This is a genomic window from Streptomyces sp. NPDC091271, assembly GCF_044757505.1.
Classification (GTDB): Bacteria; Actinomycetota; Actinomycetes; order Streptomycetales; family Streptomycetaceae; genus Streptomyces.
The window spans coordinates 958230-979818 of record NZ_JBIVVD010000002.1; the positions used below are offsets into that span (position 1 = coordinate 958230).

The 21589-nt window shown below is 71.7% G+C and carries 19 protein-coding genes; 10 read left to right on the forward strand and 9 right to left on the reverse strand.

Features of this window, described 5'->3' with window-relative positions; translation table 11 throughout:
• Positions 1–10: 10 nt before the first annotated feature.
• Positions 11–763 carry an acyltransferase gene (locus ACIQM3_RS11445; RefSeq protein ID WP_401622143.1) on the reverse strand — a complete coding sequence of 251 codons (753 nt, stop codon included), beginning with the start codon at positions 761–763 and terminating at the stop codon, positions 11–13.
• Positions 764–910: 147 nt separating this feature from the next.
• Between ACIQM3_RS11445 and ACIQM3_RS11450 the strand changes: the two genes are divergently transcribed.
• On the forward strand, positions 911–1444 hold the full coding sequence (locus ACIQM3_RS11450; RefSeq protein WP_401622146.1) for a gamma carbonic anhydrase family protein: 534 nt from the start codon (positions 911–913) through the stop codon (positions 1442–1444).
• 36 nt (positions 1445–1480) lie between these two features.
• Here ACIQM3_RS11450 and ACIQM3_RS11455 read toward each other — a convergent pair whose 3' ends face one another.
• Together ACIQM3_RS11455 and ACIQM3_RS11460 are read right to left on the reverse strand one after the other, a co-directional pair.
• Complete coding sequence (locus ACIQM3_RS11455) at positions 1481–2140, reverse strand: DedA family protein (protein ID WP_401622149.1); 660 nt, start codon at positions 2138–2140, stop codon at positions 1481–1483.
• 131 nt (positions 2141–2271) lie between these two features.
• Positions 2272–2709 (reverse strand): DUF4442 domain-containing protein, encoded by a 438-nt coding sequence (locus ACIQM3_RS11460; protein WP_356715122.1) that lies wholly within the window; start codon positions 2707–2709, stop codon positions 2272–2274.
• A 109-nt stretch (positions 2710–2818) separates the two neighbouring features.
• On the opposite strand from ACIQM3_RS11460, the gene ACIQM3_RS11465 reads away from it, so the two are divergent.
• Both ACIQM3_RS11465 and ACIQM3_RS11470 read left to right on the forward strand, forming a co-directional pair.
• Entirely contained in the window at positions 2819–3850 is a 1032-nt protein-coding gene (locus ACIQM3_RS11465) for a hypothetical protein (RefSeq protein ID WP_401622152.1), read from the forward strand.
• Between the two features lie 67 nt (positions 3851–3917).
• Positions 3918–5228, forward strand: coding sequence for an MFS transporter (locus ACIQM3_RS11470; protein ID WP_401622155.1), 1311 nt, complete (start codon positions 3918–3920; stop codon positions 5226–5228).
• On the opposite strand, the gene ACIQM3_RS11475 is transcribed toward ACIQM3_RS11470, so the two are convergent.
• From ACIQM3_RS11475 to tuf, 3 genes are all read right to left on the reverse strand, one after another.
• Positions 5190–6035 (reverse strand): spermidine synthase, encoded by an 846-nt coding sequence (locus ACIQM3_RS11475; RefSeq protein WP_401622157.1) that lies wholly within the window; start codon positions 6033–6035, stop codon positions 5190–5192. The two genes, ACIQM3_RS11470 and ACIQM3_RS11475, sit on opposite strands and share 39 nt — an antisense overlap.
• A gap of 64 nt (positions 6036–6099) precedes the next feature.
• Positions 6100–6951 carry a patatin-like phospholipase family protein gene (locus ACIQM3_RS11480; RefSeq protein ID WP_401622160.1) on the reverse strand — a complete coding sequence of 284 codons (852 nt, stop codon included), beginning with the start codon at positions 6949–6951 and terminating at the stop codon, positions 6100–6102.
• A 67-nt stretch (positions 6952–7018) separates the two neighbouring features.
• Positions 7019–8188 (reverse strand): elongation factor Tu, encoded by a 1170-nt coding sequence (gene tuf, locus ACIQM3_RS11485; RefSeq protein WP_399234490.1) that lies wholly within the window; start codon positions 8186–8188, stop codon positions 7019–7021.
• A gap of 465 nt (positions 8189–8653) precedes the next feature.
• Here tuf and ACIQM3_RS11490 point away from each other — a divergent pair, with 465 nt between their 5' ends.
• The 3 genes from ACIQM3_RS11490 (at position 8654) to ACIQM3_RS11500 (ending at position 11136) form a co-directional block, all read left to right on the forward strand.
• Positions 8654–9139, forward strand: coding sequence for a hypothetical protein (locus ACIQM3_RS11490; RefSeq protein WP_401622163.1), 486 nt, complete (start codon positions 8654–8656; stop codon positions 9137–9139).
• A 205-nt stretch (positions 9140–9344) separates the two neighbouring features.
• Positions 9345–10091 carry a TVP38/TMEM64 family protein gene (locus ACIQM3_RS11495; protein ID WP_401622166.1) on the forward strand — a complete coding sequence of 249 codons (747 nt, stop codon included), beginning with the start codon at positions 9345–9347 and terminating at the stop codon, positions 10089–10091.
• 172 nt (positions 10092–10263) lie between these two features.
• On the forward strand, positions 10264–11136 hold the full coding sequence (locus ACIQM3_RS11500) for an undecaprenyl-diphosphate phosphatase (protein WP_401622168.1): 873 nt from the start codon (positions 10264–10266) through the stop codon (positions 11134–11136).
• Here the strand turns inward: ACIQM3_RS11500 and ACIQM3_RS11505 are convergent.
• On the reverse strand, positions 11052–12278 hold the full coding sequence (locus ACIQM3_RS11505; RefSeq protein WP_401622170.1) for a HEAT repeat domain-containing protein: 1227 nt from the start codon (positions 12276–12278) through the stop codon (positions 11052–11054). The genes ACIQM3_RS11500 and ACIQM3_RS11505 overlap by 85 nt on opposite strands.
• A gap of 200 nt (positions 12279–12478) precedes the next feature.
• Between ACIQM3_RS11505 and ACIQM3_RS11510 the strand changes: the two genes are divergently transcribed.
• Positions 12479–13261, forward strand: a complete 783-nt coding sequence (locus ACIQM3_RS11510; protein ID WP_401622173.1) for an SGNH/GDSL hydrolase family protein — start codon at positions 12479–12481, stop codon at positions 13259–13261.
• 2 nt (positions 13262–13263) lie between these two features.
• Here the strand turns inward: ACIQM3_RS11510 and ACIQM3_RS11515 are convergent, their stop codons facing one another.
• Complete coding sequence (locus tag ACIQM3_RS11515; protein WP_401622176.1) at positions 13264–17400, reverse strand: molybdopterin-dependent oxidoreductase; 4137 nt, start codon at positions 17398–17400, stop codon at positions 13264–13266.
• Between the two features lie 216 nt (positions 17401–17616).
• Between ACIQM3_RS11515 and ACIQM3_RS11520 the strand changes: the two genes are divergently transcribed.
• The 3 genes from ACIQM3_RS11520 (at position 17617) to lnt (ending at position 20755) form a co-directional block, all read left to right on the forward strand.
• Entirely contained in the window at positions 17617–18480 is an 864-nt protein-coding gene (locus ACIQM3_RS11520) for a universal stress protein (RefSeq protein ID WP_401622178.1), read from the forward strand.
• 76 nt (positions 18481–18556) lie between these two features.
• A complete protein-coding gene (locus tag ACIQM3_RS11525) occupies positions 18557–19015 on the forward strand; it encodes a nuclear transport factor 2 family protein (RefSeq protein ID WP_401622181.1) in 459 nt (152 codons plus the stop codon).
• A gap of 111 nt (positions 19016–19126) precedes the next feature.
• On the forward strand, positions 19127–20755 hold the full coding sequence (lnt, locus tag ACIQM3_RS11530; protein WP_401622184.1) for an apolipoprotein N-acyltransferase: 1629 nt from the start codon (positions 19127–19129) through the stop codon (positions 20753–20755).
• Here lnt and ACIQM3_RS11535 read toward each other — a convergent pair.
• Positions 20679–21584 (reverse strand): Gfo/Idh/MocA family protein, encoded by a 906-nt coding sequence (locus tag ACIQM3_RS11535; protein ID WP_401622186.1) that lies wholly within the window; start codon positions 21582–21584, stop codon positions 20679–20681. The two genes, lnt and ACIQM3_RS11535, sit on opposite strands and share 77 nt — an antisense overlap.
• Positions 21585–21589 lie beyond the last annotated feature (5 nt).

Below are 21589 nucleotides of genomic sequence, written 5' to 3' on the forward strand. Positions count from 1 at the left end.
CGGAAGGGCGTCAGGCCCCGTCGGCCGCGTCCTCCAGCAGCAGCGCCACAGCGGCCAGTTGCTCGGACGTGACCCCGTCAGGGATCGGCACCGGCGCGGGAGTGCGCAGCGGCGGCTGCCAGCCCTTCTCCGGATCCCAGCTCCGCACCACCCGGGCGGGGGCCCCCGCCACCACCGCGTGGTCGGGGACCTCTCCGCGTACGACGGCTCCTGCCGCGACCACCACGTTGCGGCCGAGCCTGGCCCCCGGGAGGATCACCGCCCCGGTGCCGATCCAGCAGCCGGGCCCGATCTCGACCGGCTCCATGCGCGGCCACTGCTTGCCGACCGGCTCGTGGGGATCGTCGTAACTGTGGTTGGTGGAGGTGATGTAGACGTACGGGCCGCAGTAGGTGTCCGAGCCGATCGAGACGCTGGTGTCTGCGATGACATGACTGCCCCGGCCGAGCACCACGCCGTCGCCCAGGGTCAGGACGGTCTCGGCCCCCAGATCCAGGTCGGGCATCAGGCCGGCCGTGAGCGTCACCTGTTCACCGATGATGCAGTGGTCGCCCAGTTCGATCCACTGTTCCCCGAAGACGGTGCCCTGGGGGAAGGCGAGCCGGGTTCCCGTACCGATACGGCGGAACCGGAGCCGCCCGGGGTGCTGCGCGGTGACCGCTCCGGTCTCCTGCACCCAGGCCCAGACGCGGTGGACGGCGCGGGACGCGAGCCCACGCCGCCGGAGGGCCAGGGAGGAGAACGAGTTCCGGTTCTTCGGCACCCGCTCACGGTAGTCCGCCCGGGCGGAGCGGGTCCGCGCGGCGGGCTGTGATGTTCACCCCACCCGTCCGGGGCGCCGGGACCGTCCATTACGGTTCGTGCGGAGCAAGGGGCCCCGAGCGCACCACACCCACCGGAGGAGCAGGCGATGGCATTGCAGGCATTGGTCACCGGTATCGGCGGCAAGGAGCCGGACGTCGATCCGGACGCCTTCCTCGCCCCGACCTCCGTCGTGATCGGCGATGTGTCGATGGCCGCGGGCTCCAGCGTCTGGTACCACGCGGTGCTGCGCGCCGACGCCGGCCCGATCTCCCTCGGTCCCGACAGCAACATCCAGGACAACTGCAGCGTGCACACGGACCCCGGCTTCCCGCTGACGGTGGGCGCCAGGGTCTCCGTCGGTCACAACGCCGTAGTGCACGGCTGCGTCATCGAGGACGACGTCCTGGTCGGCATGGGCGCCACCGTGCTCAACGGCGCGCACATCGGAGCGGGTTCCCTGATCGCCGCACAGGCACTCGTGCCGCAGGGGATGCGTGTGCCGCCGGGGTCCCTCGTCGCCGGTGTGCCCGCGAAGGTCAAGCGGGAGCTGACCACCGAGGAACGCGAGGGCATCGCCTTCAACGCGGCGGGTTACGTGGAACTGGCGAAGGCCCACCGCGCGGCGCACCAGGAGGACTGACGGCCGCGGGGCGGCCCCGCGAGGGGCCGCGCCGGGTCAGTCGGCCGGGACGGCGTCCGGCTCGGGTGCCGGCACCGGGTGGTCGGCCTGCTCCGCTGCCTTCTTCGCGCGGCTCTTCAGCACCAGCATCGAGACCAGGCCGATCATCACGGCGGCCAGCAGCCCCAGCCACGAGAAGCGCTTGAGCCACGCCTCGGCGACGACTCCCACCGAGTAGATGACTGCGGTGGTGCCGCCGGCCCAGACGATCCCGCCGAGCACGTTGGCGATGAGGAACTTCCAGTACGGCATGTGCAGGACACCGGCCAGCGGCCCCGCGAAGATCCGCAGCAGCGCGACGAAGCGGCCGAAGAAGACCGCCCACATGCCCCACTTCTCGAACGAGCGCTCCGCCATGGCGATCTGGGGCGCCCCGAAGTGCTTGGGGAACTTTCCACCGAGCCAGGTGAGCAGGGGGCGCCCTCCCTTGCGGCCGATGGCGTAGCCGATGGAGTCGCCGATGATCGCTCCGGCGGACGCACAGGCGCCGAGGACCACGGGGTCGATGTCGCCGTGCTGGGAGGCGAGGAGCGCCGAACTCACGAGGATGATCTCGCCGGGCAGTGGAATACCCAGACTCTCGAGTCCGATGACGACCCCCACCAGGAGGTAAATGCTGACCGCGGGGACGGTCTCGAGCCACTCCTGGACGTGCAACGCGGGGTCCTTCCCGTGAAAGATCTGCGGCCGCGCACCATGGGTGGTGCACGGCGGGCAGCCTACCGGGCCGGACGGCCGGAGCGGCCCCCGCGGCCCCCCGACCGGGGCGTGCGGGGGCCAGGCCGCGGTCAGCGGTTCGGACGCAGTGTCCAGACCACGCTCATCTCGCTGGTGACGGCGCCGTCGGCGCGCCGGATCTCGACGCTCACGGGAAACTCCGGGCGCTTCCCCTCGTCGAGTTCGGCGACGACCTCGGCCGCCGGGCGGCCCAGCACCGCCGTCGCGGTGAGTTCGCCCATGGCCACCTTCTTGAAGGCCATCTCCGTGGTGACGGGCAGCGGAACGGCCCGGGCCATCTGGTCGCCGAAGGCGGCGACGACAATCGCGCCGCTCGCCGACTCGGCGAGCGTGAACATCGCTCCGGCGTGGGGTCCGCCGAGATGGTTGTGGTAATCGGCGCGGTCGGGGAGCGAGAGGACAGCGCGCTCCGCGGTCGTCTCGAGGTACGTGATGCCGAGGGTCCGGACCATCGGGACGCTCGCGGACAGGATGTCGCCGACTGTCATCTCTTCTGTGCTCATGGCGGCGATGTTACTAGCGGGTAGCAGTCTTTGACCATCCCCTCACAGGGGCGCCCGTGGCAGAGGGCCCCCCGCCCCTCTATGGTTACTGGCCATGTGGCCAGGACAGCAGCCGCCCGGGGGCGAGCAGAACCCGCAGGACCAGAACCAGAACCCGTACCAGCAGCCGGGGTACCAACAGCCGAATCCCTATCAGCAGCCGGGATACCAACAGCAGGGTCAGCCGGGCTATCCGCAGCCCAACCCGTACCAGCAGCCCACGGCGCCGCAGTACGCCGTACCGGGCGGGCCGGGCGGGCCGCAGCCGGACGACAAGAAGAAGACGACGATCGTCGCCGTCGTCGCGGCCACCGCGGTCGTCGTCGCGGCGGTCGTCACCGGTGTCGTCGTGATGAACAAGGACGACAAGGGCGGCTCCAAGGTGGCCGACGGCAAGGCGTCCTCGTCGCCGTCCGCGAAGGCGTCGGAGTCGGCGTCCTCCTCCCCCGCGGCCAACCCGCGGGGCGGCGAGGACGCGGCGCCCACGATCCCGGGCTGGAAGGTCGTGACCAACCCCAAGTGGGGCACGCAGTTCGACGTGCCCGGCGACTGGGAGGTCTCGGGAACGGGTGTGATCTCGGGCTTCGAGGACGTGAAGGACCCCACGGGTCCTCCGGCGGTCGGCTTCTCCGCGCCGGCGCACTACAAGAGCAAGTGGTGCACCGACGACCCGGACAAGGACGGCACCAAGGACGACACCAGCCTGGCCGGTGTCGGCACCAAGGGCGGGCAGGGCGCCAAGAACACGGACGAGGCGGCCACGAACGAGGCCGCCAACTGGGTCTGGGCCGCCTATGCGCAGGAGGACCCGAAGAACAAGGTGAAGATCGGCAAGCCCAAGCCGTACACGACCAAGTCGGGTCTCTCCGGCAGCGTCGTCACGGCCACCGCCACGGGGCTGGCCAACAAGAACAAGTGCGACACCGACGGAAAGTCGATCGCGTTCACCTTCAAGAACGCCAAGGACGAGTTCTCGTCCTGGATCCTCTACGCGAACGCGGGGATCGACGACGAACTCCCGGACGCCACCATCCAGAAGATCCTCAGCACGGTGCGTCTGGCGGAGGGTGCGGAGACCGCGTCCTGAGCCTCCGGCGCACACCGCCGGGACGATCCATTTGGCGGGAGGGGGGCGGCCCGGGGATAGTCCTCTGGTGACTTCCGCCGCCTCCTCGCCGTCCCCCGCCCTCCGCTCCCTGCCGGAAGGCCGCAATTTCGGTCTGCTGACCGCCGCCGCGATCATCACGAGCCTGGGTACCAACGGCGCTCTGATCGCGGCGGCGTTCGCGGTTCTGGAGTCGGGCGGCGACGGCGGCGACGTCGGGCTGGTCGCGGCCGCGCGTACGGCGCCGCTGGTGCTCTTCCTGCTGATCGGCGGCGCGGTGGCGGACCGGCTGCCGCGTCACCGGGTGATGGTGGCCGCGAACACGCTCAACTGTGCCTCCCAGGCGGTCTTCGCCTGGCTGGTGCTGACCGGCGACGCCGAGCTGTGGCACATGATGGTGCTGACGGCGCTCTGCGGCACCGGGCAGGCCTTCTTCGGCCCGGCGGCCGAGGGCATGCTGATGTCCAGCGTCAGCGGTGAGCAGGCGGCCCGCGCCTTCGCCTTCTTCCGGATGTCCATGCATGGCGCGGCCATCGGCGGCGCGGCGCTCGGCGGGGCCATGATCGCGGCCATGGACCCGGGCTGGGTGCTGGCGGTCGACGCCGCCGCGTTCGCCGTCGCCGGTGCCCTCCGGGCCTTCCTGGACGTGAGCCACATCCCCGCACGCGCACCTGGCGGCGGGCTGCTCGCCGATCTCCGGGACGGCTGGCAGGAGGTCGTCGGGCGCCCCTGGCTCTGGGCCGTCGTGCTGCAGTTCTCCGTGGTCGTGGCCGTCGTCGGAGCAGCCGAGGCGGTGTACGGACCGCTCGTGGCGCGGGACGAGCTCGGAGGTGCCCGCCCCTGGGGGTTCGCTCTCGCCGCGTTCGGGGTCGGCACGCTGGGCGGGGCCCTGCTGATGATGCGGTGGAAACCCAGGCGGCTGCTGCTGGCCGGGACACTCTGTGTGTTCCCGCTGGCCCTGCCGTCCGCGGGGCTCGCGATCCCGCTGCCGGTGGCAGGCCTCTGTGCGGTGATGTTCGTGACCGGGGTCGCCATCGAGGTGTTCGGGGTCTCCTGGATGACGGCCCTTCACCAGGAGATCCCGGAGGAGAAGCTGTCCCGGGTAGCGGCGTACGACTGGTTCGGCTCGGTGGCGATGGTGCCATTGGCCACGGCTGCGGCCGGCCCGGTGGAGACGCTCGTGGGCCGCAGCGAGGCCCTCTGGGGCTGCGCCGCTCTGATCGTGCTGGTGACGGCGGGCGTACTGTTCGTCCCGGATGTACGGAATCTGACGCGCCGCAGCTTGGTGAAGCAGGTCAGCGTCCCGGAGCGGTCCCGGGAGTCAGCCGATGCTGAAGGCGCCGTCGGGGGGCTCGGGTGAGGCCACGGCCTCGCTGTCCCGCACGGGCTTCGCACCGCGCATGAACCGGGTGAGCGCCGCACCGTACTCGACCCTCGCGGGAAACGCGTCGGCGGCGCACAGCCGGGTGAGCGGAGCGATGTCGATCGGGGCGCGGGAGGCGAGCAGCACGGCGTTCCCGAAGCGCCGGCCGCGCAGGACAGCCGGTTCGGCGATGAGGGCGATCTCGTCGAAAACCTCTGCGAAGTTGGCCAGTTGCGACCGCAGGAAGGTGAAGGGAGCGCTGTCGGCCAGGTTGGCCGCGTAGACGCCGTCCTCCCGCAGGACGCGTCCGGCGGCCCGCGCGTACTCCACGGAGGTGAGGTGCGCGGGCACCCGCGATCCGCCGAAGACATCGGCGATCAACAGGTCGGCCGAGTCCTCCGGCGCCTCTTCCAGCCAGCTCCGGGCATCGGTGCCGTGCACGGTGACGCCTGCGCCCCGGGGCAGTGGCAGATGTTCCCGGACCAGGTCGACGAGCCCCCGGTCCGCCTCGGCCACGTCCTGCCGCGAGCCGGGGCGGGTGGCCGCGACGTACCGCGGCAGCGTGAGTGCGCCGCCGCCGAGATGCACGGCGTCCAGCGGTGTTCCCGGTGCGCCGGCCCGGTCCACGACATGGCCGAGCCGGCGTACGTACTCGAATTCGAGGTGCTCCGGCTCGTCGAGATCGACGTAGGACTGCGGGGCGCCGTCGACCGTGAGCAGCCAGGCCCGGTCCCGGTCGACGTCGGGCAGCAGCCTGGCGGTGCCGCAGTCGGTGTCGCGGATGACGGGTATCGGCTCGTTCACCCCTCCATTGTGACGGGCGCCGAGCCCCTGTGGTGACGGGCGCCGGCCCCTCTCCCCCGCAGGGTCAGCCGTTCCACACCGCGGCGACCGCTTCGGTGTGGGCGGCGGACTGGGCGAGGCCGGCCCTGGCTGCCGCGGCCCGGCGTGCCGGGTCCAGGGAGTTCCGGCCGATGGCCTTCCGGGTGCCGGCGTCCGGGGTGATGACCTCGACGCGGGCGCCCGCGGCCTCCAGTTCGGCGGCCTGCGCGCGGGGCGAGGCGATCACCTTGTTGCCGCTCGCGGTGGGTGCGATGACGACGACGCGTTCGTAACCGGCAGCAAGGTGGGCGTTGGCCGGGGAGTGCACGCCCCCGTCGATCCAGCTCCCGCCGCCGGCGCTGACCACGGGCCAGACCGCTGGGACCGCGCAGCTCGCGGTGACGGCGTCGGTGAGCGCGACCGTGCCCGTCCTGTCGAAGGTGTGCAGAGCGCCCGTCAGCGCGTCCACGGCGGTGATCAGCAGGTGCTGTTCGGGCCATTCGGGCGACGGGAGCCTGCTCGCGATCGACTCGCGCCGTTCGTCCGCGGTCGCCGCGAGGCGGCTGTCCCGGGCCAGGGCGCCCAGTCTGCGTCCGTACTCGTCGGGTGTGCGGGAGGAGAGCACTGCTCTCGCGTACCGCAGGATGGTGACGGGTCCTAGCCGGCCCGCCGCTCCCTTCTCGTTCTCCGGGGAGGCCAACTGCCGCTCGTAGAGGTCGTCGATGCCGGCCGGGCCGAATGCGAGCTGCGCCCCGACGATGGCCCCCGCCGAGCTTCCGACGATCAGATCGGCGGCGGAGAGGTCGACACCCGCCTTGGCGAGGCCGTGGAGGATGCCGGTTTCCCAGGCGGTGCCGGTGACGCCTCCGGCGCCCAGTACGAGAGCTGTGTCTGCCATGGCACCCAGTCTGATGCACGGCGCGCGGCCCGCCTCCCCGGGGTGGGGAGGCGGGCGCGCCCGGGCCTCAGAGCAGACCGGTGACCGTGCCGGCGCCGACCGTGCGGCCGCCCTCGCGGATCGCGAAGCCGAGGCCGGACTCCAGCGGGACGTCACGGCCGAGCTCGACGGTCATGGTGACCGTGTCGCCGGGCCGTGCCACCGCCGCCTCGCCGAGGTCGACGTCACCGACGACGTCCGCCGTACGGATATAGAACTGCGGCCGGTATCCCGTGGCTACCGGAGTGGTCCGGCCCCCTTCCCGAGCCGAGAGGACGTACACCTGCGCGGTGAAACGCCTGCTCGGCGTCACACTGCCGGGCGCCGCGACCACGTGGCCGCGGCGGACACGGTCGCGCTCGACGCCACGCAGCAGCAGGGCGACGTTGTCGCCGGCCTCGGCGGACTCCATCGGCTTCCCGAAGGTCTCCAGGCCGGTGACGACCGTCTCGACGTCCGCGCCGAGCACCGACACCCGGTCCCCGACGCGCACCGTCCCGCGCTCCACGGCTCCGGTGACGACGGTGCCGCGGCCGGTGATGGTGAGCACGTTCTCCACCGACAGGAGGAACGGCGCGTCGGTGTAGCGCACCGGCATCGGTACGTACGTGTCGACCGCGTCCAGCAACCCCTCGATGGACGCCGTCCAGCGTGGGTCCCCCTGGAGCGCGCCGAGCCCCGACACCCGTACGACGGGCACGGTGTCCCCGCCGTAACCGTGCGCGGAGAGCAGCTCACGGACCTCCAGCTCGACCAGGTCGGTGAGCTCCGGGTCACCGGCGTCGGCCTTGTTGAGGGCGACGACGATGTGGTCGACGCCGACCTGACGGGCCAGCAGAACGTGCTCCGCGGTCTGCGGCATGATGCCGTCGAGCGCCGAGACGACCAGGATCGCCCCGTCGAGCTGCGCCGCTCCGGTGACCATGTTCTTGATGTAGTCGGCGTGTCCGGGCATGTCGACGTGCGCGTAGTGCCGGGTGTCCGTCTCGTACTCGACGTGCGCGATGTTGATGGTGATGCCGCGCTGGGCCTCCTCCGGGGCCCGGTCGATCCGGTCGAACGGCACGAAGGTGCCGGTGCCGCGGTCGCTGAGCACCTTGGTGATGGCGGCGGTCAGGGTGGTCTTGCCGTGGTCGACGTGGCCCATGGTGCCGATGTTGAGGTGCGGCTTGGTGCGCACGTATGCCGTCTTGGGCATGGCTCGTTCCTTGGATTTCGAAGCTGAGAGGAGAAGACCCCAGGGCCCCGCCGACCCTCCCCTTGCGGGGTCCGCCGGACTGTCGGGGGAGGGTCAGCTTCGGGCGCCGCCGAAGGGCGCTGCGGCAGCGGCGAACGCTGCGTCAGTTGCTGCTGCGACCGCTGCGTTGCATGCGGCCGCGAGGCTCACGGCAGCCTTCGGCGCGTCCGCGACTGCGGACTGCGCTGCGAGGAAGGCGTACCGGAACATGCCCTGATCATGGCGGAGCGGCGGCACGACGTCGAATGATTTTCGCGCCGCCCGAACCCGCCTGCCGCACGGCACTGTGGAGGGAACCGGTCGATCCGACGGCGCGTCACACGCAAGATCGATCACCGGAAGATCGCAGCGCGAACGGGTACGGGTCTGTTGCGTCGTGGGTTACATGGAGCAGGCGGCCGTATCGGCCGGCCGGAAGGAATGGCGATGATTCTGGAACTGCTGCCGGAGGTCGGGGTTGCCACACTCAGGCTCGGCATGTCGGCCGACGAGGCGGGCGGGGCCGCACGCGAACTGGGCTTCGCACCGTCCGACCCGGACCACGGCGACGCGCCCGGACAGGTGCTCTGCGAGCACGGGGAGTCCCGGACGGTGTTCAATCTCGGCTTCACCAAGGGCGCGCTGACCGACATCCATATGTATCGGTTCCAGATCGAGGACGCCGATGTCGCGGTCGTCCTCGACGGGCTCGACGTCTTCCGCACTCCCGCCGACGAGCTGCTGGAGCGCCTCGGGGAACGGGGCCACACCGTCGAACAGAACGACGACGGTGTGGACACACTTCCCCGCCTCAAGGTGATCCTGTCCAACGAGAGCAGCTTCGAATACCCGATGGACGAGGAGGGGGACCCGATCTACTTCGACTACGTCCTCGTCACCTCGGTGGACTTCCGGGGTCCACGCGGCGACTGACTGCGTCCTGCCGCACCGCCGAGGGCGGGCGTTCCGTGCTCCGAGTGCTCCTCGGGCCGGCGCGGAACAGGGGCGACCGCGCCTTGTTCCGGGCCGGCCGGGCCCTAGGTCACCGCCCGGAGGGACCGGGATGCGTGACGAGTGACTCGTCGCCCTCGCACGGACATTACGGCGATCACACACCTGTTTCGGTTAGGCTCCCCAGATGTTCGACCCCGTCCCCGCAACACGGCCCTCCGGTGGCCTCGCAGTGCGCTGTACGAGGGCGCTACTGTCCCCCTGGTCCCGGTTCTCCCTGCTCGTGGCGGTCCTGCTGGCCGCCGCGACCACCATGCTGCTGTTCGAACCACAGCGGCTGCTGGCCTCCGGCTGGCCACCTCAACTCACCGGTTCCGCCGCGGCGATGCTGTTCGGGCTCGCGTACGGCGTGTGCACCGTGGCCTTCGTGCCGCGTCCGCTGCTCAACCTGGCCGCCGGTGCGCTCTTCGGTGCCCAGGCCGGTCTCGCGGCGGCTCTGGCCGGAACCGTCCTCGGTGCCGGTGTCTCCTTCCTGCTCGGCAGGGTGCTGGGGCAGGACGCTCTCCGGACCCTGTTGCGCGGCAAATACCTCAAGGCCGCGGACGGTCTGCTGAGCCGTCACGGCTTCAGGTCGATGCTGGCGCTGCGGCTCTTCCCCGGGGTGCCGTTCGCCGCGGCCAACTACTGCGCGGCGACCTCCCGCATGGGCTACCCGCCCTTCCTGCTGGCCACCGGGCTCGGCTCGATCCCGAACACGGCCGCGTACGTCATCGCGGGCAGCTCGGCCTCCTCCCCCACGTCGCCGGTGTTCCTGGCCGCGATGGGCTTCATCGTGCTGTCCGGGGCGGGTGCGGCGCTCGTGGCCTGGCGCAGGCGGCACAAGCTGGGCGGCACGGAGGGTGCGTCCTCGGCCGGGGCGGGCGACGCGGCGTAGCCAGGGGCAGGCGGGAGTCTGTTCACCTGCAGGCGATACGCTGCGCGGAACCGACAGAGGATGTCCGGGGCCGTGGCGTCCCGTCCCCTTTTTCTGACCGCATCCGCACACCGCCGACGGCCCTCGGGTCCGTCGGCCGTTGCATGAGTACCTCCGGGATGGCCTAAGCCCCATGAGCTGGTTCGAATCATTCGTCCTGGGCCTCGTTCAGGGACTGACCGAGTTCCTGCCGATCTCCTCCAGCGCGCATCTGCGGCTGACCGCGGCGTTCGCGGGCTGGCACGACCCGGGAGCCGCGTTCACCGCGATCACGCAGATCGGCACGGAGGCCGCGGTCCTCATCTACTTCCGCAAGGACATCGCCCGGATCATCTCGGCCTGGTTCCGGTCTCTGACCAATTCCTCGATGCGCGGCGACCACGACGCCCAGATGGGCTGGCTGGTCATCATCGGATCGATTCCCATCGGTGTGCTCGGGGTGACCTTCAAGGACCAGATCGAGGGCCCGTTCCGTGATCTGCGCCTGATCGCGACGACGCTGATCGTCATGGGCGTCGTCCTCGGCATCGCGGACCGGCTCGCGGCCCGCGACGAGACCGGCGGCAAGCACCGGGCCATCAAGGAGCGCAAGTCCCTGAAGGAACTGGGTGTCAGGGACGGTCTGATCTTCGGCGTCTGCCAGGCGATGGCCCTGATCCCGGGTGTCTCCCGCTCGGGCGCGACGATCAGCGGCGGCCTGCTCATGGGGTACACCCGTGAGGCGGCTGCTCGCTACTCCTTCCTGCTGGCGATTCCGGCGGTGCTGGCCTCGGGCGCGTTCGAGCTGAAGGACGCGGGCGAGGGGCACGTCTCCTGGGGGCCGACGATCTTCGCGACGATCATCGCGTTCGTGGTCGGTTATGTCGTAATCGCCTGGTTCATGAAGTTCATCACGACGAAGAGCTTCATGCCGTTCGTCATCTACCGCGTGATCCTGGGCATCGTGCTGTTCATCCTGGTCGGAGCGGGTGCGCTGAGCCCGCATGCGGGCGAGTCCGCAGGCTGACGGGAGGCTTCGGTGCGGCAGACTCCAGAGCTGCGCTCCATACGCTTCCGGGCGCCCGACCGGCGTCGGTGAGTGGAGGGGGATTCAGCCGTCGTCCCGCGGTCCTCGTCGTCCATCAGAGCAGCCATGGCCTCGATGAGGGCGGGGTCGTGGTCCTTGCCGTCGGTGAACGTGAGGCAGGCGTCCTGCCGCACCCCTGCTTCCGGGTCGCGCATCAGCTCTCGCAGCGCCGTGCGAACCGCGCCGGAGAAGGCGGGTGGCGAGGGCCAGGCACCGAGTCCGCGCGCCACCGCGCGCCGGACACGGGTCTCATGGTGGCCCGCGTGGGGCAGGAGGGCCGCTTCCGCTCGCGGACCGGAGTGCTCTCCGAGGGCGACCAGCACCTCGGCGAGCACGGCGGGGTCCGTCTCCTCGGCCGACCATCCGGTGAACGTGTCCAGGGCGGGGCAGGCGAACGCGTCCTCGTCGCTGCCGTCGAAGAGATGGGTCAGCCGCGGTACCTCGGCGCCGAACAAGCGGTGCAGCGACTCCGTGTGCGTGCGCAGTGCCGCGGCGGCCGTCCAGGTCGCCCGGTCGCGCCGGTGAGCCAGAAGCATGGTGGCAGCGGCCCATGGCGCGTGACCCTGATCGGCGTGGACCGTCGCCCGGGCCATGAGCTCCTCGAACGAGGTACGGGCACCGAGCAGTTCCTCCAGTCGTGTGAGGACCGCCCCGTGCCCGTCCCGCACGGTCATACCGTCGAGTGTGAACTCGTCGACTCTGTTGTACTCGTCGTCCTGGACCCGGGTCCGGGTGACGACGTCCTCGGAACCCGTGCGCCGCCGCAGCCCGGCCTCGACACCCGTCTCGCACCAGTCGCGGGCGAGGTCCCGCGCGTCCAGCAGCTCCGACTCGGCGTAGCGTGCCAGGATCCGGTCGTCCAGGAGGGCACGGACGAGAGCGGGCGCCCCCGAGTCGACCGCCTCGCACAGCGGCAGCAGGCTCCCCGGTGCGCTGGGCCGGGGATCCGCGCCGTGGTGTCGCCGGCCCGGACCGCGCGAATCAGCGGGGACTCGGCTTCCGCCGCACCGTCCACACCCGTGTCCCTGCCTGCATCCGTAGCCATGCTTCTGCTCCCCCGGTCGCTCCTGCCACAACCTCATTGTGGCAAGGCCGCCGTGCGTGACCGGAGGCCGAGCAGGCCGCGATGCCGAGGGCAGCCCCGTGGCAGCGCGCAGGGGGACGGGTCATTTCGCCGATGACGTGAGCCCGCCGGGGCGGGAAGTTGGGCGTGGTCACGGCCGTCGGTGTCACGCGGCAGCCGTGCACCGGCCGTATCCCCTCCCACACCACGGAGAACCCCATGCCTCTCCCCCGTACCGCCGGTGCCGCACTGCTGGCCCTCGCGATCGCCTCGGTCACCATGTCCACCGCGACAGCCGCCCCGGAGGCCGCCGAGGTGAACTACGTGGCCCTCGGCGACTCGTACGCCTCCGGTACCGGCGCCGGCAGCTACTCCGACATCGCGTGCACCCGGAGCCGCAACGCCTACCCCGCTCTCTGGGCCGATGCCAACGACCCGGCCTCGTTCTCGTTCGTCGCCTGCGGCGGTGCGAAGATCCCCGACGTGCTCAGCGACCAGGTGGACGAGCTGGACGAGGACACCACCCTGGTCAGCCTGAGCATCGGGGGCAACGACTCCGGCTTCGCCTCGACCATGCTCAGCTGTCAGTACTCCACCCAGTCGGCCTGCGAGCGTGCCCTGGAGACTGCCGGGGAGTACGTCGTGAACGAGCTGCCGGGCGAGCTGGACAGCCTCTACGCGACCGTCCGCGCCCGGGCGCCCCACGCCCAGGTCGTCGTCATCGGATACCCGCACCTCTACAAGGAGGGCGGCCTCTGCCTCGGCGGGCTCAGCTCCGCCAAGCGCACGGCTGTCAACCAGGGTTCGGATCTGCTCAACGAGACGATCGCGGGCCGTGCGGCGGCAGCCGGGTTCGCGTTCGCGGACGGCCGGCCGGCGTTCACCGGGCACGAGATCTGCACGAGCGACGCCTGGATCAGCAGCTCGAACGTCCACCCGACGGCCGAGGGCCACGAGTCCGCGTATCTGCCGGCCTTCAGCGCCGCCGTGTCGGGGAACTGACCTCAGTACACGTCGCGCACATACCGTTTGTCGGCGGCCAACTGCTTGACGTACGCGGCGGCGGTGTCCTCCTGGAGTCCACCGTGGGCCACGGCGATGTCCCGCAGCGCCCGGTCCACGTCCTTCGCCATCCGGGAGGCGTCGCCGCAGACGTAGAAGTGGGCGCCGTCCTGGAGCCAGGACCACAGCTGGGCGCCGTGCTCCCGCATCCGGTCCTGTACGTAGATCTTGGCCCGCTGGTCGCGGGAGAAGGCGGTGTCCAGCCGGGTCAGGGTCGAGTCGAGGCGCAGGGAGTCGAGCTCGTCGCGGTAGTAGAAGTCTGTCGCCTTGCGCTGCTCTCCGAAGAACAGCCAGTTCGCGGCGCGGTGGCCGAGGGCGCGCCGTTCGTCGAGGAACCCTACGAACGGGGCTACCCCGGTGCCGGGGCCGACCATCACCATGGGGGTGGCCGGGTCGGCCGGCGGACGGAAGTGCGGGGCGCGCTGGACGAACACGGGGACGGGGGTGCCCGGTTCCGCGTCGGCGAGGAAGGTGGAGGCCACGCCCTTGCGGACGGCGCCGTGCCGGTTCTCGTAGCGGACGACGGAGACGGTGAGGCTCACGAGGCCGGGGTCGGTGAGCGGGCTGGAGGATATGGAGTAGAGCCTCGGCCGGAGACGCGTGAGGGCCCCGGTCCACTCGGCCGCGGAGGCGCGGGCGGAGTGCTCGGCGATGACGTCGACGGCCTGCCGGCCCCAGGTCCACTGAGCGAGTTCGCCCTTGTTGTCGGGGCGCAGGAGCTTCTTGAGGGTGCGGTCGTGGGTGCGTTCGGCGACCAGGCGCAGCAGTCCGGGGGTGATCCGGGCGATGTCCAGGTGACGGTGGAGAGCCTCGCCCAGGGGTACGGGCCCGACGCCTGACACGTCGACGGTTTCCGTGGGGTCCAGGCCGGTGACTGCAAGCCATTCCGCCACCAGTTCCGGGCAGTTCAGCGCCTCCACGCCGAGTGCGTCGCCCGCCTCGTACGTGAGCGGTACGGGGCTGTCCTGCGTGTCGAAGGTGAACCGGCGCACTTCCTTGGTGGCGCCGGGGAGGCTGAGCAGCTGGTTGCCCACGAGCCGCCCGGTCGCCGTCCTGGTGGAACGGGTCGGCGCCGGAGGGGCGGCGGGAGGGGTGGGGTCGGCGTGGTCGGACGGGGCGCCCAGGGCGGCGAACACCTTGTCGAGCCACCGCCCGGCCGGCTCCTCGTAGTCCGGTTCGCAGTCCGTACGGGGGACGAGCCGCACGGCGCCCAGCTCACCGAACCGCTCGTCGAGCCTCCTGCCGTGCCCGCAGAAGTCGTCGTACGAGGAGTCCCCGAGGGCGAGTACGGCGTAGCGGACCCCGTCCAGCCGGGGCGTGTCGGGCGCGTTGAGCGACTCCCAGAATCCGGAGCCGTTGTCCGGCGCGTCCCCGTCGCCGAACGTGCTGGTGACGACCAGCAGATCGGCTGTGCACGGCAGGCTGTCCAGGGGGCTGTCATCCATCCCGAGGAGGGTCGCCGTCCGTCCTTCGGCGGTCAGCCGCCGGGCCGCGGCCGCGGCGACCTCCTCGGCGTTTCCGGTCTGCGAGGCCCACAGGACCACCACCTGCCGGCCCGGTGCGGCGCCGGGCTCCGGGGCCGCACCGAGGGGCTCCGGGGCGCCGGAGGCCTCGCCGGGCACACGCGAGAACATGCCGGCCAGCACCCCGTTGACCCACAGGGCGTGGTCGGGCTCGAACGGCGCGTGCACCGGCAGTACGGGGGTGCCCGCCGGCTGTGTGCCGAGCCCCGCGAGGAATCCGGACAGATAGCGCCGCTCGTGCTCGGCCAGTACGGGCGGGGCAGTGTCCGCGATCCCGAACACCCCGGCGAGCGCGGCTTCGGGTCCTTCCACGGCAGCCGGGACAGGGACGGCGGGGGCCGGCGCGGCGGCCGGCACGACGGCGGCGACCTTCACCAGCGTCACCGCGCAGACCTTGAACTCGGGCTGGAAGGAGACCGGGTCGACGGCGTCGTTGGTGACGGCGTTGACGCTGAGGTACTCGCCGAAGAGATCGTTCCAGTGGAACGGCGCGAAGCAGTCCCCGGGCCGCACCCGGTCGGTGACGACGGCCGGCAGCACGGCCCGGCCGCGCCGTGAGGCGACCTCGACCGAGTCGCCCTCCGTGATCGAGAGGGCCGCGGCGTCCCGCGGGTGGATCTCCACGAAGGGGCCGGGGTTCAGCCTGTTGAGCTTGGCGACCTTCCCGGTCTTCGTGAGGGTGTGCCACTGGTGCTGCAGGCGGCCGGTGTTGAGCGTGAAGGGGAAGTCGTCGTCGGGCATCTCGGCCGGCGGCATGTGCGGGCGGGCGAAGAACACCGCCCGCCCGCTCGGGGTGGGGAAGAGGAGCCGTGGCACGCTCCCGTCGGCGCGTACGGCCCGGTTCCGGCTGACCCCGTCGTTGAGGTAGCGGACCGGGTTGCGCGCGGGGCCGTCCGGGGTGGCGCTGGGCCACTGGACGGGGGTGCGGCGCAGCCGCTCGTAGGTGACTCCGCGCAGGTCGTAGCCGGTCTTCGGGTTGTGGGCCCGCTTGATCTCCTCGAAGACCTCCTCGGCGCTGCTGTAGCCGAAGGCCTCCTCGTAACCCATCTCGCAGGCGATCCGCGCGATGATCCGCCAGTCCGGCCAGGCCTCCCCCGGCGGATCGGCGGCCTGTCCGGCGAGCGTGAGGTTCCGTTCCGAGTTGATCATGACGCCCTCGGCTTCGCCCCACAGCGCGGCGGGCAGGGCGACATCGGCGTAGGCGTTGGTCTCGGTGTCGGCGAACACGTCCTGGGTGACCACGAAATCCGCCGACTCGAGGCCTTCGATGACCGTTCGGCGGTTGGCCACGGATGCCACCGGGTTGGTGCAGATGATCCAGCAGGCCTTGATCGCACCGTCCGACATGTGCCGGAACATGTCGACGGTCCCGGCGCCCGCCGCGTCCGTACGCAGGGTCCCGGGGGCGACGCCCCACAGCTCCTCGGTGAAGGCGCGGTCCTCGTCGGACTGCAGGCCACGCTGACCTGGCAGGCCCGGGCCCATGTAGCCCATCTCGCGGCCGCCCATGGCGTTGGGCTGGCCGGTGAGCGAGAAGGGGCCGCTGCCGGGGCGGCAGACGGCTCCGGTGGCCAGATGGAGATTGATCAGGGCGTTGGTGTTCCAGGTGCCGTGGGTGCTCTGGTTGAGGCCCATGGTCCAGCAGCTCATCCACTCACCCGCCTCGCCGATCCAGCGGGCGGCCAGCCGGATGTCCGCCTCGGGGATGCCGGTGATCTCCGCGACCGCGGCGGGCGCGTAGTCCCGGAGGAAGCCGGGCATCGCCTCCCAGCCCTCGGTGTGCTCGGCGATGAACTCCGGGTCGGTGTGGCCGTTCTCCACGAGGAGGTGCATGACGCCGTTGAGCAGGGCGAGGTCCGTGCCCGGGCGTATCTGCAGGAACAGGTCGGCCTTGGCGGCGGTGGCGTTGCGCCGGGGGTCGACGACGATGAGTTTCGCGCCGGCCTTCACCCGCTCCATGAGGCGGAGGAAGAGAATGGGGTGGCAGTCGGCCATGTTGGAGCCGATGACGAGGAACGTGTCGGCGTGGTCGAAGTCCTCGTACGACCCGGGCGGGCCGTCGGCGCCCAGCGAGAGCTTGTAGCCGCTGCCCGCACTGGCCATGCAGAGCCGGGAGTTGGACTCGATCCAGCTCGTGCGGACGAACCCCTTGGCCAGCTTGTTGGCGAGGTACTGCGCCTCCAGCGTCATCTGCCCGGAGACGTAGAGGGCGAGCGCGTCGGGACCGTGCTCGTCGACGACCGCGCGCAGCCGCCGCGCGGTCTCCTTGACGGCTGCGTCCATGGGCAGCGGCGCGGGCTCCTCGCTGCGGTCGGCGCGGACCAGCGCCGTCGTCAGCCGGCCGGGTGCGGCCAGCATCTCCGCGCTCGTCGCCCCCTTCGTGCAGAGCCGGCCGCCGTTCGTGGGGTGCGCCTTGTCTCCCGTGGCCTTGAGGACGGTACGCCGGCCGTCGGGGCCCATGCCGATGTCCAGGACCATCCCGCACCCGACACCGCAGTACGAGCAGACCGTCCGCACCTGGGCGGGAGTGTCCGGCTGCGGATTCGGCACGGTCATGGACGGCCTTTCATGGGGAACGCTGATGTCGCGACCGTACGAAACGTCCGTTTCCCGGGTGTCACACCGGACGATCAAGCGTGGTTACGTCCGCTGCACAGTAGTCCGCCTACGCCGGTGAGGTCCGCCGGGCCACGGGCGCGCAACCGGGTCATAATCACGGTTCAGGGCCGTCCCGCCCCGGCCCGGAAGCTCTCCGGCCCCGTGGAGGCTTGCATGACCGCCGACGAACTGCCCGTGATCGCCGCCGTGGACGGTTCCGCCCACAGCTGGGAGGCGCTCGACTGGGCCGCCGCCGAGGCGGTGCGCACCGGTCTGCCGCTGCTGATCGTGCATGTCAGACCGCCCACCAGGCATGCGGAGGAGGAGAGAGCTCTACGCGAGGCCGAGGAACTGCTGGCGCAGGCCGCGCTGCGGGCCTCCCGGCTCGCCCCCGAGCTGCGCACCTCGACGCTGGCGCCGCTGGACTTTCCTTCGGCGGCGCTGACCTCGCTGAGCCGTGACGCCTCGCTGGTGGTCGTCGGTTCGCGTGGTCTCGGCGGATTCCGCTCGCTGATGATCGGATCCAACAGCCTGGCCACCGCCTCGATGGCGCACTGTCCGGTCGTCGTCGCCCACACCGGCAGGACGGACGAGGGCGAGGTGGAGCCGTCGGACGCCTTCCCGGACGTGGTCGCGGGGGTCGCCGCCGACGACAGCAGCGGTGCGGTCCTCGATTTCGCCTACGCGGCCGCCTCCGCCAGGCCGGGTGCACGGCTGCGGCTGGTGCACGGGTGGACGATGTTCTCCTCGATGCTGTCCGGCGGCCCTGTGTTCGACAGCGAAGCGGCGGCGGACTCGGCCGAGCGGATGCTCGCCGAACTCACCGTGGGCCGGCGCGAGACGTACCCGCGGGTGGAGGTCGTGCGCGAACCTGTCCGGGGTTCGGCGTCCCGCACCTTGGTCACGGCATCGGCCACCGCCGCGCTGACCGTGGTCGGGCGGCGCAGGGGCGGCGAGGCCCTCGGGCTGGGCCTCTCCCCCGTCGCGCAGACGACGGTGACGCACGCCCTCGGCCCGGTGGCCGTCGTCCCCACGTGACATCTGCCCCCGGCCGGAGCCGAGAGGCCCTGCCCGGCCCCTTGGCGTGCGGCGTGCGACGGCCGAGACTTGGGCGATGACACAGCGCGTGGCTCTCGCGACGGTGATGGACCGGCTCTCCATCGATGCAGTGATCACCGACTACGCCGTGGCGTGGGGCGACGGGGCCTGGGAGGACTACGGCGCCCTGTTCACGCCGGACGGACACGCCGACTACCGCGGTGCGGGAGGTGCCGAAGGGCCGGCCGCCGAGGCCGCGGGGTGGCTGGCGGAGAGCCTTCGGCCTCACCCCGCCCGCCAGCACCTGATCGTCAACAGGCGCCTCGATCTCCAGGACCTGGGCGGCTACCCCGGTGACCGGGCGCAGGTGCGGGCCGACTACCTCAGCCCGACGGGTCCGGTGGCCTGGGACGGGGAGACGGCTCCGGCCCTGGTCACCGGCGGCGGGTACGTCTTCGAGCTGGTGCGTACGGAACCGGGCTGGCGGATTTTGACCGTCACGGCGCACCGGAAGTGGCGGTACGCGGCCGGTTGATCCGCGGCCGGCGTGGGGCGCCCGCCCGGTGGCCGCGGCACGCCCCCTGTGCGCTGCTGATCTTCTGCACCACACTGGAGATCAGGCGCACGACCGGCGAGGAGGGCATGTATGCCGATGCTGCGCGGGCGGCTCCGCTACGGGCCGGCCGGTGAGGAAGGTGCACGGCCGTACGAGCGGCTGCTGCGGTCCAGGACCGGGCGCGGCGCCGTGGCCCTGTGTGCGGGCGCCCTGCCCGCCCTGGCGTTTCCCGCGCCTTCACTCTGGTGGTTCGCCTACGTCGCCCTGGTGCCCTGGCTGCTGCTCATCCGCTCGGCGGGCACGGGACGCCGAGCGGCCGTCGACGGCTGGCTCGGCGGTACGGGCTTCATGCTCGCCGCGCACCACTGGCTGATGCCGAGCCTCCATGTCTTCATTCTGGTGCTCGCCGCCCTGCTGGGACTGCTCTGGGCGCCCTGGGGCGTGCTCGTGGCCCGGCTTCTCGGCGGCTCGCCGTCCGTCCGGCGTTCGGTGGCCGCGGTGGCCGTGGTGCCCTCCGGCTGGCTGATGATCGAGCTGGTCCGCTCCTGGGAGGGGCTCGGCGGCCCCTGGGGACTGCTGGGCGCCAGCCAGTGGGACGTCCCGCCGGCGCTGCGTGTCGCCTCGGTGGGGGGTGTGTGGCTGGTGAGTCTGGGGCTCGTGGCCGTGAACACGGCGGTCGTGCTGCTGCTGGCCGTTCCGGCAGCCCGTACGGCCGGGGCCGCGTGTCTGGTGGCGGGGGCGCTGGGAGTGGGCGCGACAACGCTCTGGGCGCCGCGTCCCGAGGAGACCGGTACGACCCGGATCGCCGTCGTGCAGCCGGGTGTCGTCGAGGGCCCCGGCAGCATCGAACGCCGCTTCGCGCGTGGCGAGGCACTGACCCGGGGCCTCGCGGGCCGGGACGTGGACCTGGTGGTGTGGGGCGAGAGCAGCGTGGCCGTCGATCTGTCCCGGAGCAAGGCGACGGCGGACCGTGTCGCCGCACTGTCCCGGCTGGTCGGGGCCGATGTGCTGGTCAACATGGACGCCCGGCGCACGGACGGCCCCGCCCGCGCCGGAATCTTCAAGTCCGCGGTGCTGGTGGGCCCGGACGGCCCGACAGGGGACCGCTACGACAAGATGCGCCTGGTGCCGTTCGGTGAGTACGTCCCGGCCCGCGCGCTCCTCGGCTGGGCGACCTCGGTCGGCAAGGCCGCGGGTGAGGACCGGCTGCGGGGAAGTGAGCCCGTGGTGATGGACCTGCCGGACGGGCTGCGGGTGGGCCCCGTGGTGTGCTTCGAGTCGGCGTTCCCCGACATGAGCCGGCAGCTGACCGAGGACGGGGCCCAGCTGATCGTCGCCCAGTCCTCCACCTCGACGTTCCAGCAGAGCTGGGCCCCGGAGCAGCACGCCTCGCTGGGGGCGCTGCGGGCGGCGGAGACGGGCCGGCCGATGGTGCACGCCACACTGACGGGCGTGAGCGCGGCGTACGGCCCTCGGGGCGAGCGGGTGGGGGCACCGCTGGATACGGACACGAGCGGGGCCGCCGTCTACGACGTACCGCTCGCCCGGGGCACCACCCTCTACGTCCGGCTGGGGGCCTGGCCCGTTTACGGCGCGCTGGCGGTGCTGGCCGTCTTCTTCGGAGCGGCGGGGGTGCGGTCCCTCAGGTCGCCTGCTCCGACGCGTCCAGGACCACCCGCTCGCACAGCCGGTGGGTCTCCAGGGCGTCCCGGGCGCTGAGCATCTCGCCGGACCGCACCGCGTCCAGGAAGGACAGCACGCTCTGTTCGATTCCGCGCTGGCGGGCGACCGGCACCCAGTCCCCGCGCCGCCGCAGGGTCGGCTGCCCCTTGTGGTCCACGACGTCGGCGAGGTTGAGGACCTGCCGCTTGGTGTCCTGCCCCGAGACCTCCAGGATCTCCTCCGTCGATCCGTTGAGCCGGTTCATCATGCCGATGGCCGTGAATCCGTCGCCGGACAGCTGGAGCACCACATGGTGCATGAGCCCTTCGGCGATCCGCGCCCGCACGACGACGTTCGACACGGGACCGGGGACCAGGAAGCGCAGGGTGTCGACGACGTGGATGAAGTCGTCCAGCACCATCGTGCGCGGGTCCTCGGGCAGGCCCACCCGGTTCTTCTGCAGGAGGATCAGCTCCCGCGGGTGCTCGGCGCACTGCGCGTACGACGGGGCGAGCCTGCGGTTGAACCCGACCGCGAGAGAGACACCGCGCTCCTCGGCGAGGGACACCAGCCGCTCCGACTCCGCGAGTTCGTACGAGAGGGGCTTGTCGACGTAGGTGGGGACGCCCGCTTCGAGCAGCCGTCCCACGATCTCCGCGTGGGCGGCGGTCGGCGCGTGCACGAAGGCGGCGTCCAGCCCTCGGTCGAGCAGCGAGCCGAGGTCCTCGTGGCACTGCTCCTCGGGGATCCGGTGGGCCCCGGCGACAGCCGCCAGCGTGGCCGGGGTGCGGGTCTGCAGATGCAGTTCGACGCCGGGCAGGGTCGTCAGTACCGGCAGATACGCCTTCTGCGCGATGTCGCCGAGCCCGATGCAGCCGACCTTCACGAGGT

What these genes read in the sequence shown, in the direction of transcription:
- ACIQM3_RS11450 (WP_401622146.1), top strand. Translation starts at nt 911, where the DNA reads ATGGCATTGCAGGCATTGGTCACCGGTATCGGCGGCAAGGAGCCGGAC.
- ACIQM3_RS11460 (WP_356715122.1), bottom strand. Translation starts at nt 2,709, where the DNA reads ATGACAGTCGGCGACATCCTGTCCGCGAGCGTCCCGATGGTCCGGACC.
- ACIQM3_RS11465 (WP_401622152.1), top strand. Translation starts at nt 2,819, where the DNA reads ATGTGGCCAGGACAGCAGCCGCCCGGGGGCGAGCAGAACCCGCAGGAC.
- ACIQM3_RS11480 (WP_401622160.1), bottom strand. Translation starts at nt 6,951, where the DNA reads ATGGCAGACACAGCTCTCGTACTGGGCGCCGGAGGCGTCACCGGCACC.
- tuf (WP_399234490.1), bottom strand. Translation starts at nt 8,188, where the DNA reads ATGCCCAAGACGGCATACGTGCGCACCAAGCCGCACCTCAACATCGGC.
- ACIQM3_RS11490 (WP_401622163.1), top strand. Translation starts at nt 8,654, where the DNA reads ATGATTCTGGAACTGCTGCCGGAGGTCGGGGTTGCCACACTCAGGCTC.
- ACIQM3_RS11495 (WP_401622166.1), top strand. Translation starts at nt 9,345, where the DNA reads ATGTTCGACCCCGTCCCCGCAACACGGCCCTCCGGTGGCCTCGCAGTG.
- ACIQM3_RS11500 (WP_401622168.1), top strand. Translation starts at nt 10,264, where the DNA reads ATGAGCTGGTTCGAATCATTCGTCCTGGGCCTCGTTCAGGGACTGACC.
- ACIQM3_RS11505 (WP_401622170.1), bottom strand. Translation starts at nt 12,278, where the DNA reads ATGAGGTTGTGGCAGGAGCGACCGGGGGAGCAGAAGCATGGCTACGGA.
- ACIQM3_RS11510 (WP_401622173.1), top strand. Translation starts at nt 12,479, where the DNA reads ATGCCTCTCCCCCGTACCGCCGGTGCCGCACTGCTGGCCCTCGCGATC.
- ACIQM3_RS11515 (WP_401622176.1), bottom strand. Translation starts at nt 17,400, where the DNA reads ATGACCGTGCCGAATCCGCAGCCGGACACTCCCGCCCAGGTGCGGACG.
- ACIQM3_RS11520 (WP_401622178.1), top strand. Translation starts at nt 17,617, where the DNA reads ATGACCGCCGACGAACTGCCCGTGATCGCCGCCGTGGACGGTTCCGCC.
- ACIQM3_RS11525 (WP_401622181.1), top strand. Translation starts at nt 18,557, where the DNA reads ATGACACAGCGCGTGGCTCTCGCGACGGTGATGGACCGGCTCTCCATC.
- lnt (WP_401622184.1), top strand. Translation starts at nt 19,127, where the DNA reads ATGCCGATGCTGCGCGGGCGGCTCCGCTACGGGCCGGCCGGTGAGGAA.